Source organism: Acinetobacter sp. RIT698 (assembly GCF_009668065.1).
GTDB lineage: Bacteria > Pseudomonadota > Gammaproteobacteria > Pseudomonadales > Moraxellaceae > Acinetobacter > Acinetobacter guillouiae.
On sequence record NZ_WJYH01000033.1, the window covers coordinates 1 to 20036 of the forward strand.

The 20036-nt window shown below is 38.3% G+C and carries 15 protein-coding genes; 11 read left to right on the forward strand and 4 right to left on the reverse strand.

What is annotated here, in order from left to right; all coding sequences use genetic code 11:
* Window positions 1-103: 103 nt before the first annotated feature.
* The 8 genes from sbnA (at window position 104) to GJV03_RS14515 (ending at window position 11953) form a co-directional block, all read left to right on the forward strand.
* Window positions 104-1108 carry a 2,3-diaminopropionate biosynthesis protein SbnA gene (gene sbnA, locus GJV03_RS14480; protein WP_056513005.1) on the forward strand — a complete coding sequence of 335 codons (1005 nt, stop codon included), beginning with the start codon at window positions 104-106 and terminating at the stop codon, window positions 1106-1108.
* Between the two features lie 22 nt (window positions 1109-1130).
* A complete protein-coding gene (sbnB, locus tag GJV03_RS14485) occupies window positions 1131-2144 on the forward strand; it encodes a 2,3-diaminopropionate biosynthesis protein SbnB (protein ID WP_004820581.1) in 1014 nt (337 codons plus the stop codon).
* Between the two features lie 71 nt (window positions 2145-2215).
* A complete protein-coding gene (locus tag GJV03_RS14490) occupies window positions 2216-3856 on the forward strand; it encodes an IucA/IucC family protein (protein ID WP_154130396.1) in 1641 nt (546 codons plus the stop codon).
* Window positions 3857-3859: 3 nt separating this feature from the next.
* Window positions 3860-5065, forward strand: a complete 1206-nt coding sequence (locus tag GJV03_RS14495) for an MFS transporter (protein ID WP_154130367.1) — start codon at window positions 3860-3862, stop codon at window positions 5063-5065.
* Window positions 5062-8589, forward strand: coding sequence for an IucA/IucC family protein (locus GJV03_RS14500; RefSeq protein ID WP_154130368.1), 3528 nt, complete (start codon window positions 5062-5064; stop codon window positions 8587-8589). Before GJV03_RS14495 ends, GJV03_RS14500 begins: the two co-directional genes overlap by 4 nt.
* Window positions 8582-9370: an aldolase/citrate lyase family protein gene (locus GJV03_RS14505; RefSeq protein WP_154130369.1), complete on the forward strand. Its 789-nt coding sequence runs from the start codon at window positions 8582-8584 to the stop codon at window positions 9368-9370. The genes GJV03_RS14500 and GJV03_RS14505 overlap by 8 nt, the downstream gene beginning before the upstream one ends.
* 147 nt (window positions 9371-9517) lie before the next feature.
* Window positions 9518-11746: a TonB-dependent receptor gene (locus tag GJV03_RS14510; RefSeq protein ID WP_154130370.1), complete on the forward strand. Its 2229-nt coding sequence runs from the start codon at window positions 9518-9520 to the stop codon at window positions 11744-11746.
* A 36-nt stretch (window positions 11747-11782) separates the two neighbouring features.
* Entirely contained in the window at window positions 11783-11953 is a 171-nt protein-coding gene (locus GJV03_RS14515; protein ID WP_154130371.1) for a hypothetical protein, read from the forward strand.
* Window positions 11954-12184: 231 nt separating this feature from the next.
* On the opposite strand, the gene GJV03_RS14520 is transcribed toward GJV03_RS14515, so the two are convergent.
* From GJV03_RS14520 to GJV03_RS14535, 4 genes are all read right to left on the reverse strand, one after another.
* On the reverse strand, window positions 12185-13363 hold the full coding sequence (locus GJV03_RS14520; protein ID WP_154130372.1) for a thiolase family protein: 1179 nt from the start codon (window positions 13361-13363) through the stop codon (window positions 12185-12187).
* A gap of 151 nt (window positions 13364-13514) precedes the next feature.
* Window positions 13515-14162 carry a 3-oxoacid CoA-transferase subunit B gene (locus GJV03_RS14525; protein WP_154130373.1) on the reverse strand — a complete coding sequence of 216 codons (648 nt, stop codon included), beginning with the start codon at window positions 14160-14162 and terminating at the stop codon, window positions 13515-13517.
* A gap of 2 nt (window positions 14163-14164) precedes the next feature.
* Entirely contained in the window at window positions 14165-14866 is a 702-nt protein-coding gene (locus tag GJV03_RS14530) for a CoA transferase subunit A (RefSeq protein ID WP_004721433.1), read from the reverse strand.
* A 148-nt stretch (window positions 14867-15014) separates the two neighbouring features.
* Entirely contained in the window at window positions 15015-15896 is an 882-nt protein-coding gene (locus GJV03_RS14535) for a LysR family transcriptional regulator (RefSeq protein WP_004721435.1), read from the reverse strand.
* Between the two features lie 654 nt (window positions 15897-16550).
* Between GJV03_RS14535 and GJV03_RS14540 the strand changes: the two genes are divergently transcribed.
* The 3 genes from GJV03_RS14540 (at window position 16551) to GJV03_RS14550 (ending at window position 19956) form a co-directional block, all read left to right on the forward strand.
* Window positions 16551-17975 carry a GntP family permease gene (locus GJV03_RS14540; protein ID WP_004721436.1) on the forward strand — a complete coding sequence of 475 codons (1425 nt, stop codon included), beginning with the start codon at window positions 16551-16553 and terminating at the stop codon, window positions 17973-17975.
* A 33-nt stretch (window positions 17976-18008) separates the two neighbouring features.
* On the forward strand, window positions 18009-18794 hold the full coding sequence (locus GJV03_RS14545) for a 3-hydroxybutyrate dehydrogenase (protein WP_154130374.1): 786 nt from the start codon (window positions 18009-18011) through the stop codon (window positions 18792-18794).
* 205 nt (window positions 18795-18999) lie between these two features.
* The gene (locus tag GJV03_RS14550; RefSeq protein ID WP_154130375.1) at window positions 19000-19956 is read left to right on the forward strand and encodes a 3-hydroxyacyl-CoA dehydrogenase NAD-binding domain-containing protein; all 957 of its coding nucleotides are present in this window, start codon (window positions 19000-19002) and stop codon (window positions 19954-19956) included.
* Window positions 19957-20036: the final 80 nt, after the last annotated feature.

Here is a 20036-nt window from a genome sequence, read left to right on the forward strand (position 1 = left end):
TTCAATAAAATTACAAAACACAACAAATTTCACGTAAATTTTAATAATAACAAAACCAATAATGATTATCATTTGCAAAAGATAAAACCAGAGAATTCTAACGATGATCCATAACAATATTCTCGATTGCATAGGTAAAACTCCTTTAATCAGACTCTCAAGGATGTTTACCGATCAATCCATCACCGTTGTCGCAAAAATGGAGTTACTCAATCCTGGTGGAAGTATCAAAGATCGACCTGCATTGTATATGTTACAAGAGGGGCTTAAATCTGGCCTCATTCATAAAGATAGCCACATTGTTGAAAGTTCATCAGGAAATCTAGCAATTGCACTTGCAATGGCATGCAAAATTTACGGCCTGAAATTCACTGCCGTGATTGACCCCAAAATTGCTTCAGCCAATTTACAAATGTTGAAGCTCTATAAAGCCAATATCGAAATGGTCTCTGAAAAAGATCAAAACGGTGGTTATTTAAAAACAAGAATCGATACAGTACAACGACTTTGCCGCCAATTGCCCAATGCTGTTTGGATCAACCAATATGCAAATCCCAACAATTGGAAAAGCCACTATTATGGTGAAGCGGAAGAAATCATAAATCAAATCGATCGCAGTATTGATTACTTGGTTGTTGGTGCAAGTACTTCTGGAACAATCATGGGCGTATCTCGCCGCTTAAAAGAAAAATTCCCGCATTTAAAAGTTATTGCAGTCGATATCGTCGGTTCTGTTCTCTTTGGTGGTCACTCAGGCCCACGTGAAATTCCGGGTATCGGTGCAAGTACCGTTCCAGCCCTACTCTCCCCAGATGAAATAGATGATGTCATCTATGTTGATGATTATGAGTCAGCTTTAGGCTGCCGAGAACTCCTCGAACATGAAGGCATTTTTGCGGGTGGATCTAGCGGCTCATCTATTTCAGCAATAAAAAAACTTATCCCGACCATCCCGTCTGGGTCATGCGTTTTAACCCTTTTAGCAGATAGAGGCGATCGTTATTTAGATTTAGTTTATGACGAAGAATGGTTCGAAATGATCAAGAGAAGACATTTCAATAAAAATCATCTCAATCAAGAAAATTTTAATTTGCAATCCGTTGTTTAACTCCACTTTTTAGGAAATATTTATGAGTAATTTGGCTAGCCTTCGTTACCTTAGTCAATCAGATTTACTCCATCTTGGTGCAAATCACAGTAATTCATTTATCGAAGCAATTACTGAAGGCCTCACACTTCACGCAAATAAACAGTTTGTGCAACCCTTAAAACCCTATTTACGTTGGCAAGGTGCGGACCATATTGCAGACCGAATTATTGCCATGCCGTGTTATTTGGCTGGAAATGATCCTATTGCAGGGATCAAATGGATTGGCTCCCGCCAACATAATCCTAAGAAATTTAATATTCCTCGTGCCAGCGCCTTAATTGTTTTAAATGACGCTGAAACAAATTACCCCGTGGCAATCATGGAAGGCAGTTTAATTAGTGCGATGAGAACAGCGGCAATTACTGGTGTATCAATTCAATATCTCGCCAAAAAAGACTTCTCAGATATCAGCGTGATTGGTTGTGGTCCGATTGCCCAAATGCAAATCAAAACGGTCTTAGAACAATACCCTCAAGTTAAAAAAATACATTTATTTGATCTAAACCCAGAAGCTGCAGAAAAACTTAAAGCTTTATTTATTGGCGAATATCCAAATCTTCAAATCGAAATTCATGAAACTGCCAAGTCGGCGATCCAACAGGCAGATGTATTAATCACTTGCACAGTATCTGACAAACCCTATATCCCATTTGAATGGCTTAAAAAAGGTTGCTTCGTTTCAAATATCTCAATCATGGATATTGAACCAGAAGTTTTCCTCAAAGTTGACAAAGTGATTGTGGACGACTGGGATCAATCCAATAGAGAAAAGAAAGTCATCAATGTGCTGGTTGAAGAAGGTTTATTTAGCCGTGAAAAACTACATGCTGAACTAGGTGACATCATTATTGGGCATAAAAATGGCCGTGAAAATGATGATGAAATCATTTTACTCAACCCAATGGGTATGGCGATTGACGATATTGTTTGTGCGAAATGGTTTTTCAATGCTGCACAAAAACAAAATATTGGCACAGTTTTGCCACTTTTATAATTATAGGAACAATGCACATGTTAGATCGGATTTACACAACACAACTTCAGAAAACTATAGATGCGCTCTATATGGAAAATTATGGTGAGTTCAGAAACCATATTGTCTATAAAAAGCCTTATCTTGTAATACATCTGAGTAGTGAGTTGGAACTACATTTCAACTGCTTAAAAGTAAATAGTGTAAATCCTTTCTATATCACAAAAGCAGAAGTTTTACTTCATAACACGTTGAGTCAACAGACCACTGAGATCGCGATTGCTGACGTTTTTAATTATTTAACTCAATCCTCATGGTGGCCATCAATCAACCACCAAAAGGCCATTACGTATTGGCATGATAATTTAGTTACTGCTGAAAAAATTCCTCAAATCTTACAATCCGCACTTTCTTTTTCTTCGCCACTCATAATGAGTGAACAACTTTCGCTTGTCGCTGACCGTGCATTTCATCCATTTGCACATGCGAAAGGTGAACTCAGTCCACTCATTACTCAAAAAGAAATTGAAGTGTATTGGTGGGCATTTAAAAAAGCAGATGTCATAAATAATATGGAATCCATTCCACATGATGAACTGGCTCTCCCTGTTGAGGAAAAAAATCTTATTATTGAAAAAATGCAGGCTCTCTCAAATGAATACCTTGCAATACCTGTACTTAAAACACAGCATGACTATTTAAGATTTCAAGAAAATAAATATCTAGGGATTGACCTCGGCCTCGTCACTACAATTGGTTGCCCAACATCCTCGCTACGAACTTTAATCAATCACTTAAATTCAAATCAGCACTTAAAGCTCTCGACCAATGCCAAAACTTTGGGGGCTATTCGCTCTATGCCTGCTCGATATTTAGCCAACGGTCATGCGGCATATGATTTTCTCAATGATGTCATCGACAAAACACCATCATTAAAACATCAGCTCTTTTTAAGCAATGAAACCCATTGGTGGGTCTTAGGAAAACAAGAACCGCTGGTACAAAATTTAGGTGTTATCGGCTGTCAAGTGAGGCATTTACCTCATTTTTGCCAAGAAAAAAATATAGCACCAATTAGCATGTCTGCTTTAAGTTGTCCTTATATTGATCCATGGGAAGCTTTAGGTATAACAGGTGACAAATGGAACTTACTTAAAGATTTGAGTACCCATTTTATTCACACTTTTCTCACACTGTGGTCTTTTGGTGTTATGCCTGAGTGTCATGGTCAAAACACCCTTGTATGTTACCAAGACAATCAATTTAAATGCTTTATTCTGCGTGACCATGACACCTTAAGAATATGCACCCCTGCGATTCAGGACAGTGGTTTTGTTCCGCCAGTCTATAAAATTGATACCAGTACGCCAAACAATCTTATCTTTAATAAAAATGAGGATTTATTTAATTATTTTATAACCCTCGGGATACAAATCAACCTATACCCTATCGCATTAGCAACATTGAAATATACCGATCATACTGAAATTGACTTCTGGGAAATGATCCAAGCGATTATTGTCAACTTTATAGAAACTGCCGCGCTTTCTGAACAATCGAAAAACTGTATTCAAAAATATGTTTTTGAAAGTAGCCATTGGCCATTCAAACAATTACTCAACCCGTTATTAGCCCAACAAGGTGATTCAACAGGGATGCCAAGTAAAATTGGTATGACGTCAAATCCCTACCATGCTTTATTCCAATCTTGCTATGAGACCATGGATATCTAAATCATGCGTTCCTCTCGCCTAGATCATTTGATTATTTTACTGTGTCAATTTTTTTCGACTTTTGGCTTGATGGTCTTAATACCGATCATGCCGCTATATATGGAAAAATTGACGGCGCAAATGGCAACACCCGCCATTTGGGCAGGTATAGCGCTGTCTGCACCAGCTCTAGGGAGTCTATTTACAGCCCCCCTTATTGGTCATCTATCAGATACATTTGGGCATAAAAAAGCACTGTTACTTTCTTTGGCTGGTTTCTGCATTTCTATACTTTTAATGGCGGGAGCACAGCATCTATTTGTGTTTATTTTTGCCCGTATTTTATTAGGATTTTGCGGTCTATCCGTGATTCTTTATACCTATACCTCTTACTTGTCTAGCGAGCGACAAAGAGGTCTTGCTTTTGGACAGCTCCAAAGCAGTGTCGCACTGGCCTGTCTATGTGGTCCGGTACTCGGTGGCATATTTATGGACCATTGGAAAGTTGAAACCTTACTCAATGCCACAGCATATATTGTCATCGTTTTAATCTTAGTTGCTGCCATTTTATTGAGCAAACCTGTACAGACATCTGTCACTGAACCCGATAAAAAACCATCAACACTGCAATCATTTGATCGAACAATTTTTTCTTGGCTCAGTGCGGGAACCTTTGTCCAAGCTGGCGGGTTCGGTTTAGTGTCCTGTTTTATCTTATATATTAGTGAAATCAGTCGAAATATAACTACCCCCTTATCTATTGCGAGTTTAACAGGAACAATCCACGCTCTTTCATGGGGCGCTGCATTTTTTGCTGCAACCTATTGGGGGAAACGTAACGATGCGAGAGGTGATTCATTTCATAATTTTGTCAGTGCAACGCTGATCTGTGGAATCACGGTTCTGGCTTTGACATGGACCACTAATATTTGGTTAGTGCTGCTCTTAAGACTCATACAAGGTTTCTGTTTCGCTGCACTTATTCCCTCTATTTTTCATACGATTTCGTTAAAAACAGATGCAAGAAATCAAGGAAAAGTGATTGGTATTTCAAATAGCGCCTTTGTTCTCGGTCAACTGTTTGGGCCGATTGCGGTCACCCTCACATACTCATTTTTCAATATCACTGCCGCGTTAATTTGCACTGCATTATTTTTTATTGGTGCTGGATTAATCGTGACTTTAAACAAATTTTTAACCAATACAATTTTAGAAGAGGTACAAGAATGAACCCGATCATTACCACCGATGCATGGTCTTACAAGCTTTTTGAACAATACTTGAATACTTTTTTTCGTGAACTTCAAGTTCAACTCGAACAGCATATTCTCTCAGAACAGGATTCACCTTTAACAATACATGACGCAAATAATTCATCCTATTTTTCATACCCATTTACTGCATCTAACTCAATCATCTATGGTGCGATACAGCATTTCTCAAGCACTGGTTATCATCGTTACCAGCGCTCTTTTTGTGTCTTCAATACTGAGGATAAGACTGTCACAAGTCTGACTGATCCTAAAGTGTTGGTTAAAATGATAACCGATGAGTTAAAGTTAAATCAGCGATTTAAAGATAAAAAGCAAAATCAAAATCTCTATGCAGAAATCGCAAACAGTATCGAAAATACCAAATTCTTTTTAGAAAACAGCGTAGATCAAATAAAGCCTAAACTGGCCTCTAGTTTTCAATCTGCTGAACAAGGCATGTTATATGGACATCCATTTCATGTGACCTCAAAAGCCAATCTAGGCTTTTCTAAAGAGGATATGAAAAAGTATAGCCCAGAGCTAGGTGCGACGTTTCAGTTACACTACTTCGCAGTGCATTCATCCTTAATCCAAAAACTTGTCAGCGATAATAATATTGATCAACTGATTGAAGAAGACGTTTTGAAGCATGCACAACACCGCCTCAAAGATGACTTCGAAAATTATGAACTTTTGCCTACACATCCGTGGCAAGCAAACTTTTTACTCCTACACCCTTCCTTAAAACGCTATTTAGAAAATCATGAGGTTCGATATTTAGGTGCTTTAGGACAAACCGTTTGGCCTACATCTTCAGTACGAACCGTTTGGTTACCGCAATCTAATATTTTTTTAAAACTCTCCATTGATGTGCGTATTACTAGTTTTATTCGTAACAACCCTATGGATGAAATGGAAAGAGCGATTGATGCCAGTAAAATCATTCTTAAGCATCAGATCAACCAACACTATAAAAATATGCTCATTCTTCCAGAGCTTACAGCCAAAACTGTCAAAATCCCTGAGTTAGAAAGTTCTTTTGGCATTATATATCGCGCAGGATTAGCTACGGAAACGCTTGAAAATACTCGGATGCTAGGTGGTTTAGTCGAAGAAAATGAGCATCATCAGATCCCCTTAATGGCGTTTATTGATCAGGCCGCACAAGCCCAAGGACTTCCAAATAGTCACTCAAAAGCCTTTCTTGCTGATTGGTGGAAACAATATATTCAAGTTTCCTTGGTTCCACTGATTGAATTGTTTGCAAATAAAGGGATTAGTGTTGAAGCCCATATGCAAAACAGTTTGATGGAATTTAAACAAGGCTTCCCTGCTCGACTGATTATTCGTGATATGGAAGGGATTAGTGTGGTTTCTGAGATGCTCAATGATCATTCCTCAGTCTCTGAAGATAGCACTGTTTGGTTTTCTCAAAAGGATGCATGGATTTTTCTGCAATATTATTTAGTCATTAATCATATTGCGCATCTAATTAGTGCGATATCAAGAGTAAGCATTATTGAAGAAAGTGAACTTTGGCAAACCACCAGACAAACCCTGATCGATGAAAACTTCTCAGATAAAGCACAGCACTACTGCAACCTTTTGCTTAACTCTCTCACTTTACCTATTAAGGCAAATATGATGAACACCTTATATCACAGTGGTTGTAACCCGATTTGGATTGATATTGAAAATCCGATTTATAAATACAGAGGCGCTCAAACACTAACCCCACTTCAAGCTACGCAACAAGTTGATTATAAAGTCCAAGCGGAAAGACGTGTCATCGGGCAATTATTAGAAGCCTTAATCTTTGAAAATGCCTTTAATTACGAAAAATCAAATGGGCAAATTAAATTCTTTATTTCAGATGATCTTTTTTATAGCTGCGACGCTAAACAACATTTTAGTTTTAACCGAATTAAATTAAATCCATCGAGTTTAGTCCGTTATGATGCCGTTCAAAAGTCATCAAGCAGTCCAAATTTAAAAGCATTATTGGCTGATTTAAAACATATTATTGATGCTGATCCAATCAAATGGCAAAACTTTAATGATGAGCTCAATCTTACCTATGTCAAACATGCACAAACACTGGGTCTATCACCCAACCAACCATTAAGAACACTGTCATATATTGAGCAAGAAGCCCGTATAAACAATGCACATCTCTATCATCCAAGTTTTAAATCTAGAATAGGCTTTGATCTTAAGGAAAATCAAAAATACTCACCTGAATTATCCCAAGGATTCTCTGTTCAATGGGCTGCTACTCATAAAAGCTTATGCAAATTGGTTTTGAGTGAAACGATCAACTTAAATCAACTGTATAAACAGCATTTTTCAGACAAAGACCTTCACGCAATCCGTGAGGAATTGGCAGCGTATCAAGTTGATTTCAATGATTATATTCTTAGCCCCATTCATCCTTGGCAATGGGATAAAATTATTGAATTGTATTATCAAGATGCAATCAGCAACCAACTGATCATTCCATTGAAAATCGCTGGACCTACTTATTTACCGCAACAATCAATCCGAACATTATCAAACATCACGGATATTTCAGCATTATCACTGAAATTAGCAATGAATTTAGTTAACACGTCGACCTCTCGTGTTTTAGCACCACATACTGTGCAAAATGCTGCAAAAATGAGTGACTGGCTGTATAAAATCGTTGAGCAAGACCATATTTTAGAAAAACAACGTAAACCCGTTATTTTAAGAGAAATTGCTGGACTTTCTATCAATCAGCCGATCGCCTTAGCTGTTCAATATGGCGCACTGGCCTGTATTTGGCGTGAAAGTATTTATCATTATCTCAATGAAGGCGAATCAGCAACACCAGTTACAGGTCTAATGCAACTTGATACTGACCAAAAACCGCTGATAGACCACTGGATCAAACAATACGGGATCGAGTTTTGGTTAGAGAAGTTATTAAAAAATGCCTATCTGCCAATTATGCATATTTTATGGTGTCACGGCTTAGCATTGGAATCACATGCACAAAACATGGTGTTAATTCACAAAGATGGTCTACCTGTTAAAGCGGCTTTAAAAGATTTCCATGATGGTATTCGCTTTAGTCGTCATTTATTAAGAAATCCAGAGCTATTACCCGATTTACAAGACGCACCTAAAGAACATGCCAAAATTAACCCAAATTCTTTTTTAGAAACGCACGCAGCAAATGAGTTAAGAGATTTCACCCAAGACGCACTTTGGTTTGTCAATCTGGCGGAATTGGCCATATTTCTAAACACACATTATGATTTTGATGAAATCAAATTTTGGACAATGTTAAGATCAATCATCAATCAACATAAAGAAAAGCATCCAGAATTTGCACAAAGATATGAATTGTTTAACTTTACAGATGACACCATCGATATTGAACAACTTGCAAGTCGTCGCTTCCTACCAGAAATCCGATTAAGAGTACAAACCACCCCAAATCCGTTGAGTTTAATTAAGGAAATTGAATATGAATAAAACTTCAGTTACCTTTAAAAAACGCATGGAAAATGGTGAGTCACTTTATGGCATATTCTGTTCTATTGCCTCGCCAATTCATGTGGAGCAATTGGGGCTGGCTGGCTATGACTTTATTATTATTGACTTGGAACATACTTTATTTAGTACATCCCAAGTTGAAAGCATGATTTTAGCCGCTAGAACCATACAGCTTGATGTATTGGTTCGAGTCCCCTTAACCGCCAATCACTTGATCTTACCTTTACTCGATGCTGGCGTGACTGGAATTGTAATACCACGTATAGAAAATGCACAACAAGCCCAAGAAGCTGTGAATCATTGCCACTACATGCCCCTAGGACAAAGGGGCTTAAATTCAACTCGGTTAAATCGCTATGGCATGCAGAGCTTAACTGATTTTGTGCAACACGCACACAAAGAAACAGTTGTCGTCGCAATGATTGAAAGTTTAGCTGGTGTAGCAAATATCGATGAAATTTTAGCTATTGATGGGATCGATATTATTCTTGAAGGTGCGGCAGATCTTTCTCAGTCTATGGGCGTTCCTTGGGAAACGCGCCATCCGCAAGTTCAAGCAAAGATCCAAGAGATATATAGCAAAACTCAACTACAGGGTAAATATTTCTGCGCAATTCCGCGCCAGCCTGAAGATATTGCGTTGTGGAAACACCAGTCTGTAAAACTTTTTGTGCTCGGTGATGATCGCAGTATTACCCGTCGAGCACATCAGCTTCATATTGATTCATATAAAGAAATTGTATATACCTCTAAACCTTGAGTGGTGTATCAGCTATTCCATTCAATTAAATTTAAGCTGAATATAAATGTTTTATTGTTTGTTTATTTGTTACTGTGAATTACAATCATTCTCAATTATACTTTCGTCAATTTAAAGCAATCTCAGGGTGAGATAAAAGGAAGCAAGATGAAAAGCAACAAAATTTTTAATAAGAAGTCTGATGTAAAAAAAATCATTCCACTTATATCAATTGGTGGGTTCATCTTTTTATCACAATCCTCTTTTGCTATTTCACCCACAGAGGCTACAGATACAGAAAACAAAGCTGCGGTGCTTCCAACAATTACTGTCAGCGCATCACGCTCAGATGAATTCTCCTCTTCTGCAAAACAAGTGACCAAATTAGATGAAAAACAAATTGAATTTCTAAAAAATGCGTCTTCTGGAAATATTGCCACTGTTTTAGCCAAAGTTGTGCCTGGTTTATCAGACTCAAGTCGTACAATTACTGATTATGGGCAAACTTTACGCGGACGTAATGCCTTGATCTTGGTTGACGGCGTACCTATGAATTTGACACGTGATACATCAAGAGGTCTTTCATCAATCGACCCTCAAAGTATTACAGGGATAGAAGTCATTCGTGGCAGTAATGCGATTTATGGAAGTGGTGCTGCTGGCGGAACGATTTCAATCACCACCAAAGCTGCAGGCGGTGAACCGACTGCAAAAACTGTGATTGGGCTACAAAGCGCTTTGACCAACTTTCGTACAGATGCTCTAAGTGGAGATATTCATCAATATTTTTCTGGAAGCTTAAATAACTTTGACTATGCATTTGATTTTGGCTATCAACGTATTGGTAGTCCATACGATGCCAGAGGCGATCGTGTTGCACCAGAACCAAGTCAAGGGGATCTGTTTGATGCGGATGCATATAGCGTAGGCGGTAAACTTGGCTATCACATTGACGACAACCAATATCTTCAATTTGCAGCAAATTACTATAATGCTGAACAAGATTCTGACTATGCCTCTGACCCAAGTGTAGCAAAACTTCCTGCAGGTAGCGTACCTGCGAAAGCAATCAAAGGGCTTAAATTAAAAGACCAGAATAAAAATGAAAATCAAATCTACAATTTGACCTATAACAATAAAGATTTATTTGGCAGCAAAGTTGACGCGCAAATCTATTACCGAGACTTTTTTACTCGCTTCTCACCATTTGATGCGCGTAAAGTCAGTACACGTGGTGGGCAAGTTGATCAGGTTTATCAAAATAATAATGTACTTGGCAGTCGCCTAACCGTAAACACCCCACTAGAATTTTTAGGTGATACTTCAATTGTTTGGGGTGGCGATTTTAGCCGTGAAAAAAGTGAAATGCCTCTAGATACGTTTGATCCTACAATTTATGACCAATCTGGTGGTTTAGAATTTGTTAAAAATGGAAAACTAATCTATTTACCTGAATTAACCACCCAAAGTATCGGCGGTTTTGCGCAATTAAAACATAATTTTAATGAACAATGGTCTGCTGAAGTTGGTACGCGTTATGAAGACAGTTATGCAAAAATTGATAGCTTTGTTCCATTATCACAATTAGGTAAACCACAGCCTTATACCGTTAAGGGTGGTAAAGTGACGGCGGATGCATGGTTATATAATGCCAATATCACCTTTAAGCCAACAGATCAGCACTCAATTTACGCATCTTTTAATCAAGGTTTTCAATTGCCCGATGTAGGGGTTGTAATCCGTAATGCAACAGAAGGATTTAACTTAGCATCATCATTCCTTGAACCCGTTAAGGTGGATAATTACGAGCTCGGTTGGAATGGTCATTTTAATAATTTTAGCTCAAGCTTAGCGGTGTTTCAGTCAACGTCAGATCTGGGTGGTGTTCAATCCTTTAACAATGGCTTGATACTGACACGTACCAAAGAAAAAGTGACTGGTGTAGAAGCGACTCTTGATTATCTTGATGATGCAAAAGTATGGGGAACTGGAGGAAGTGTTACATGGATGAAAGGCCGTGAAACCCCACAGAACACCAATAAAGAACAAGACATGACGGGTTACCGTATTCCACCATTAAAAGTAACAGGATACATTTCTTATAGCCCAACAGACACATGGACAAATCGTTTACAAGCGACATATTTTGCTTCAGAAGATTATCGTTTAAACGGTGTCAACAGTTTTGGTCGTTATGATGTGAAGTCATATACCACTGCAGATTTAATCAGTAGTTTTGCCCTAAACAAAAAAGATACGGTTACGATTGGCTTAGAAAATATGTTTAACCGTAAATATTATCCATTATATAGCCAACTTCTCCGTACCAGTAATAACACCAGCCATCTGCTGGCGTCAGGTGCAACATTGAAAGTGACTTATAGTCATAAATGGTAAGATTTAATGATAAAGCCTTGTGCTTTTGAATCATAAATGGTTGTCCTACCGTGGGGTGACATGGATGTCGCCCCTTGTGTGTGGGAATACGGGGGTACAGGACGTCCCCCCGCCCAACATGAGCAAAAACAAAGCACTGCTATGTTTGCAGCGCAAGGTTTGGCATCCACTACGAAAAGTCAGGCATCGCCTACACAAAGGTATTGAAACTTTGAATGTAAGGTGGGGCATTTCAAACTTTTTATAATCAAACAATTTATCTCGTCATATAATTGATTTAATTAAAAATATTAATTTCTTGGGTTTGATTTTTTGACAAGTTGACTATACATAAACTCACATGACAAAGAACAGCAAAAAGCCGGCAGTATTGAAACGACCGGCTTTTTTAATTTTGAATCACAAACTATTTAACTATTTATCACGATAAACAATAAATTACGCGCTTAATTCAACTGCAAGTGCTGTTGCTTCACCACCACCAATACAAAGTGTTGCGATCCCTTTGGTTTTACCTAAGCGTTTTAAAGCATGGATCAAGGTCACAATGATTCGTGAACCTGATGAACCCAGTGGATGCCCGAGTGCGCAAGCACCGCCATTAATATTGACTTTTTCAGGATCAAGTTTAAATGCATCAATTGCAGCCATAGTGACCATGGCAAAAGCTTCGTTAATTTCCCAAAGATCAACATCGTCTACGGACCAACCAACATTTTTCAGTAGTTTTTCAATCGCTCCCACAGGTGCAATGGTAAACTCTTCAGGATGCTGGGAATTGGTTGTATAGCCTTTGATTTCAGCCAATACAGTTAAACCACGCTTTTGCGCTTCTGACGCCGACGTGATCAGTAGTGCAGATGCACCATCACTGATTGAACTAGAGTTTGCAGCAGTGATCGTACCGTCTTTAGCAAATGCAGGTTTTAAGCTTGGGATTTTATCAATCTTGGCATTTTCAGGATTTTCGTCCACATCTACAGTGATCTCACCCTGACGTAACGCCACTTTAACAGGCGTGATTTCGTCTTTAAAATAACCTTCTGCAATTGCTTTTTTTGCACGCGTCAGTGAGCGAATTGCAAACTCATCCATTTGCTCACGGCTATAGCCCTTTTTATCCGCCATTTCCTGTGCAAAACTTCCCATTGCACGCCCTGTACCCGCATCTTCCAAACCATCAAGAAACATATGATCAATCACTTGACCATGCCCCATCCGATAACCTGAACGTGCTTTAGGTAATAAATACGGTGCATTGGTCATAGACTCCATACCACCGACGACAATAATTTTGGCACTTCCTGCTTTAATGGCATCGCTGGCTTGCATTGCAGCTTTCATCCCAGAACCACAGACTTTATTGATTGTGGTTGCGCCAACATGATCTGGTAAACCCGCTTTTCGCATCGCTTGACGTGCTGGACCTTGTTTTAAACCCGCAGGTAATACACAGCCCATAATTACTTCATCAATATCAGCAACAGGCACATTGGCTTGTTCAACAACTTTTTCAATGACGACTGCACCCAAATCCGGTGCAGATAAGCTTGCAAAACTGCCTTGAAAACTTCCCATTGCAGTACGACGAGCAGCGACGATGACAATCTTTTCCATTCGAGTTCACCTTGTATTTTAAATGCGTATACTTTTGAAGCGGGTATTTTTGAAAATAGCATATCCATTGATAACATGTCTAAGCCGCCAAAGCGACTTAGCATTTAAACTTGGCTGGTTAAATTATAATTTTAAGCTTGCTTTGTCACAATCAAGCCACAGCGAGATTTGAGGTGATCAGCTCTACCCCTGTTGCCGCCTGAATTTGTTCTAGGCTCACATCTTTAGCCAATTCAATCAACTCAACACCTTGGGGAGTGATATCCATCACCCCTAGATCCGTAATTATACGGTTTACGACCAGTCTTCCAGTAAGCGGTAATGAGCATTCAGCGACAATTTTAGGACTACCATCTTTAGCACAGTGTTCCATCAACACCACGACTTTTTGAACACCTGCAACCAAATCCATTGCACCGCCCATGCCTTTTACTTTTTTCCCAGGGATCATCCAGTTGGCTAAATCTCCCTTTTCGGAAACCTCCATTGATCCTAAAATGGCAATATTGACCTTACCACCACGAATCATGGCAAAAGATTCAGCACTAGAGAAAAACGCAGCGCCCTTACGTGCAGTTACGGTTTGTTTACCCGCATTAATTAAATCTGCATCGACAGTATCTTGTGTTGGAAATTCATCAATTCCCAATAAGCCATTTTCAGATTGAAGCCAGACATTGATATTGTCAGGAATATAGTTTGCAACCAAGGTAGGTAAGCCAATGCCTAGATTGACATAAAAGCCATCTTCAAGCTCTTGCGCTGCACGTTCAGCCATTTCATTACGCGTCCAAGCCATGATTAAATCTCCGTCTTCAATGTCAATTGTTCAATTCGTTTTTCAGGCTGCGCATTTAAAACAATACGACTTACATAAATTCCCGGTAAATGAATTGAATCTGGATCTAACTCACCAATTTCAACAATTTCTTCAACTTCGACAATGGTCAATTTGCCAGCCATTGCACACTCAGGGTTAAAGTTTCGTGCAGTCTTACGAAAAATTAAGTTGCCGGCTTTATCTGCCTTATAGGCTTTTACCAAAGCAATATCTGCAACCAATGCTTGTTCGAGTATGTAATCTTTACCATCAAATTCGCGAACTTCTTTGCCTTCGGCAATCAATGTCCCTACACCTGTTTGGGTAAAGAACGCTGGAATGCCTGCACCACCTGCGCGCAATTTTTCAGCCAAGGTACCTTGAGGTGTCAACTCAACTTCAAGTTCACCATTTAAATATTGACGTTCAAATTCTTTGTTTTCACCGACATAGGATGAAATCATTTTTTTAATTTGTTTGGTTTGTAAAAGCTTGCCTAGACCAAAATCATCCACACCTGCATTGTTAGAAATACAAGTTAGACCCGTTACACCAATTTCTTTTAAGGCATCAATCAATGCTTCTGGAATACCACATAATCCAAAACCACCCACTGCAAAAGTCTGGTTGTTTGCAACCACATCAGCCAAAGCTTCATGTGCATTCGCGACAACTTTGTTCATCGTTTTAACTCTATGTCCTTTAGAATTATTATTATTAACATCGAGCAAATTATTTTAGAAATTGATTCTTTCAAATGTCTAATGAGTAAAACTCATTAATCTGATTTGATCCTGAAATAGTGGACTTTATGATGGGCTAACATTCTTTTTAAAACTGATGTGCCAATATCGTTTCAATAAATTGCGAAGAAATATTAGAAAGTTCAAAATCTTTTTTATAAATGATCCCAACCGAAAGATTGACATTGCCCTCTTCAATTTCAACCAAAACATTATTTTCTTTATCGATATAATTTTGAAAATGACGTGGAATCGCACTGACCCCCATACCAAAAGCCACAAAATGCGACAATGAACTAATCTGATGACACTCAAGTTTTAAATCTAAGATCATATTATTTTGTGAACATTTCTCTTCCACCACGTGTCGAATGATCGAAGGTTTCTGTAAAGTGATAAAAGGATAAGCATACAGCTCACGCCATGTCACACTTTTACGCTGCGCCAACTCATGATCCTTGGGAAGTAGTGCTAAAAAATCTTCATTGAAAAATGGCTTAAAAATTAATTGATCATTGTGTTGCGGTTCAAAACAAATCCCAATTTCAAAAATGCCCTCTTGGACTTTTTCAATAATTTTTTCATTGGGAATATCATGGATTGAAAAATTGATATTGGGGTGATTCTTATTAAATTCATGCAGTACAGCAGGTAAAACGGCATGTGTTGCGAAAGGCATCGAGGCAATATTCAATGTGCCACGATGTAATTTAAAACGCTGTTTGACATCTCTTTCCATGTCTTCCCAGTTTGCCAAAAGTTTTTTAGCAAATGGAATCAACGAATTTCCCTCAGCAGTAAGATCCACACGGCGGGTATTGCGCTTAAACAGCTTGCCACCCAACTCATCCTCTAAACTTTTGATACTTAAGCTTAAAGCAGATTGACTTAGGCAAAGTTCATTGGCGGCATTGGCATAATTCAATGTCCGAGCAAGAACTAAAAAAGCTTTTAACTGTTTGAGTGTCATACGGCAACCTAACTGATTTATAGCTCTATAATACGCTAAACCAAGCGAGTTTTGATCCTAAAATGAGTCATTTGAGCTATCGATTTGCTTATAGAATAAGATATTAATCCATGCTAGCTGATCTCACTTTTGCTCAGATTGATGCCTTAATGAAAGTTTTTAATTTGTGTGATCTGTAAAAAATATGTCTATGCATTTAAATCAAGGCAAAATCGATATACGACGTATTTCAAGCAACATACTTGTCAATAAAGCCACTGCTGTAAATAAAAATTAAAACGCTCAACACACACTCATTAATCAGCATTACCAATTTGGCTTTTTTCTTTTGCTTATCTATGACCTATTGCGCAAAAACCTCATGAAACTTGTTTCTATTCATTAGTTTTCCATATTGACTCATAAATATTTTCAAACAATGCCTCGAATAATTTGGATTATAGTTTTATCCATCATTTGGAAATGGATATTCCAATTTATAAGTCTGGACGATTTATAAAAGCTAAATTTATTGATCAATATTAATTTCTCTAGATATCCATTTTTATTGGTTTCACTCACTAATGCATTTTTATGATTGAGATAGCCTTGTCGTGATTTGAAATAAAAACAAGGTGGGTTTTGACATATATTCTTTAAGGACGGAGTAAAAATATGTGGGAACTGGGTATAATTTTACTTTCTCTTGGCTTGTTGATGTACACAGCCTACAGAGGATTTTCTGTAATTCTCATGGCACCGATTTGTGCCTTATTGGCCGTCTTGCTGATTAACCCTGCCAACGTTTTACCATTTTATTCTGGTGTGTTTATGCCAAAAATGGTGGGCTTTATTAAAGATTATTTCTTGGTGTTTTTGCTGGGTGCGATTTTTGGTAAAGTTGTTGAAATGTCTGGTATTGCTGAATCCATTGCCAAAACGATTGTTAAATTAATTGGCTCTAAAAATGCAATGCTTACCGTTGTTCTGCTAGGGGCAATTTTAACCTATAGCGGCGTCAGTTTATTTGTCGTGGTTTTTGCAGTCTATCCTTTTGCAAACCAATTATTTAGACAAGCAAATATCCCTAAACGTTTGATTCCTGGCACGATTGCACTGGGTGCTTTCTCCTTTACCATGGATGCCTTACCGGGTACGCCTCAGATTCAAAACGTTATTCCAACTACATTTTTTGGAACCAATATTTATGCAGCGCCATTTTTAGGGATTATCGGTGCAATCTTTGTTTTAGGTGTTGGTTTAACTTATCTGGAATGGCGTCGTCGTGTTGCTGCTCGCAATGGAGATGGCTTTGCATCTGGTATTACTTTAACAGAAGCTGAACTTCAACAATTCGAAAATCAATCTCAGCAACAAGATAATGGTTCTGGTCTACGTCAATTCATGGCATTTGTTCCCTTAATTTTAGTTGCAGTGATGAATAAATATTTATCTACAGCAATTAAAACATGGTATCCAAATGGCTTTGATTTTAATGCGCTTGGACTAGCAAATTACACTGTCGATGTCGCAAAAACGTCAGCGATTTGGGCAGTTGGTTTGGCCTTAATTGTTGGGATTATCACTGCGATTATGTTCGATTATCGTCGTGTTTCAACCAGCTTTAAAGAAGGTGTAAACGCAAGTATAGGTGGTTCTTTACTCGCTGTGATGAACACTGCATCTGAGTATGGTTTTGGTGCAATCATTGCCGCTTTACCGGGTTTTGCTGTAATCAGTCATGCTTTGGGGCATACATTTACCAATCCATTGGTCAATGGTGCAGTCACCACAACCGTTTTGGCAGGGATTACAGGTTCAGCATCTGGCGGTATGAGTATTGCCCTCAGTGCCATGGCTGACCAATACAATACAGCTATTGCTGCAATGGGCATTCCTGCTGAAGTCATGCATCGTATTGTTGCAATGGCATCTGGCGGTATGGATACCTTACCGCATAACGGTGCCGTAATTACCCTACTTGCTGTCACTGGACTTACACATAAACAATCTTATAAAGACATTTTTGCCATTACCATCATTAAAACAGTTGCAGTATTTGTCGCAATTGCAGCATTTACATGGTTTGGTATCGTCTAAGTTTATCTTCAAAATGAACACAGGGAGTCAATAATGAGTCAACTTCTCAAAGATAAAGTTGCATTTATCACAGGTTCAGCAAGTGGTATTGGTCTTGAAATTGCCAAAAAATTTGCCCTTGAAGGTGCAAAAGTGGTGATTTCGGATATGAATGCGGACAAATGTAATGAAGCAGTTTTAGCCTTAAAAACTGATGGATTTGAAGCCTTATCTGCACCTTGTGATGTTTCAGATGAAGAGGCTTATGCTGCTGCTATTGGTCTAGCACATAGCACCTTTGGTCGTTTGGATATTTTGATCAATAATGCTGGTTTTCAGCATGTTGCTGCCATCGAAGAGTTTCCAACTGCCATTTATGAAAAACTACTGAATGTCATGCTGGTCGGTTCTTTTATTGGAATTAAACATGCATTTCCAATCATGAAGGCACAAAACTATGGTCGTATTATCAATATGGCTTCGATCAATGGTTTAATCGGCTTTGCTGGAAAAGCGGGTTATAACAGTGCCAAACATGGGGTGATTGGTTTAACTAAAGTTGCAGCGTTAGAATCTACTCGTGATGGAATCACGGTCAATGCGTTATGTCCTGGTTATGTCGACACACCTTTGGTACGTGGTCAAATTAAAGATTTAGCCAAAACTCGCAATGTCAGCGAAACAAGTGCACTTGAAGATGTCATTTTAGCCATGGTGCCACAAAAGCGCTTACTCAATGTTGAAGAAATTGCAGATTATGCCGTTTTCTTGGCGAGTGAAAAAGCAGCGGGCGTGACGGGTCAAGCAGTGGTTATGGATGGTGGTTATACCGCTCAATAATACAGTTGATGATTGCAATGATCATGAATTTATCTCTATGTAAATCATCTAACCAGATGTAATACATATTCATTTGTAGGGGAAATTCTCCCCTACTGTTTTTAGTGTTTCTATCTTTGGTTTTTATCAAAGTGAAAGGCTCACTTTGTCATGTGTCATAACGAGACAATCCAACGTTCTCAGCTTATTCAAGGAAAATGAATATATGAAACCCATAAATAAAGTTGCCATTATCGGTACTGGTGTTATTGGTGCAAGTTGGGCAGCATTCTATTTAAGTAAAGGATTTCAGGTGAGTGCTTTTGATCCCGCAGCTGATGCAGAATTAAATTTAAAAAATAGAGTTCAAACCTATTTACTTGATTTGTTTGAATTGGTTGAAGAGCAAACCACCTCTTCTGATCATTATGTTTCAGACACTTTAAAAAATCTTACTTTTTATCAAAATCTAGCAGATGCGGTAAAAGATGCCGATTTTATTCAAGAAAATGGTCCTGAGCGGATTGATCTAAAAAAAGACTTATATGCACAGCTTACTCAAAATTGCCCCAAAGATAGCATTATCGCCTCAAGTTCATCTGGCTTAAAAATCTCAGATATTCAACATGATTGTCTATATCCTGAAAGAATCGTACTGGGTCATCCTTTTAATCCGCCACACTTATTACCCTTGGTTGAGATTATTGGTGGAGAAAAAACCCAAGCCAACTATATCCATGATGCTTTTGAATTTTATAGATTATTGGGGAAAAAACCGATTTTAATTCAGAAAGAAGTCAAAGGTCATGTCGCCAATCGTTTGCAGTCTGCAATTTGGAGAGAAGCGTTTTATCTGGTTTCTGAAGGTGTATGTAGCGCAGAAGATATTGATATCGCCATCACCAATGGCCCCGGATTACGTTGGGCAATATTTGGTCCTTATTTAAATATGCAGTTGGCCAATCAACATGGATTTAAAGCTGCTATGCATCATTTAGGTGAACCGATGTCTGAATGGTGGGCTGATATGCACCCTTATACCTTGTCTGAAGAAAAAATTGAGATGCTGAATGAAGAAACTCAGCAGTTTGTTAAAAAACTAGGCGATAAGAATCTTCAATTACTTCGTGATCAGGCATTACTTCGATCTTTAAAGATGCGTAAAGAATTAGATTTACCTTAAATGGGATTTTACAAAAGTGAGCTTCATTGATTCTCCAGAATTTTCATCTGGAGAATTTAGTCTTCAAAAATTTAGCCAAG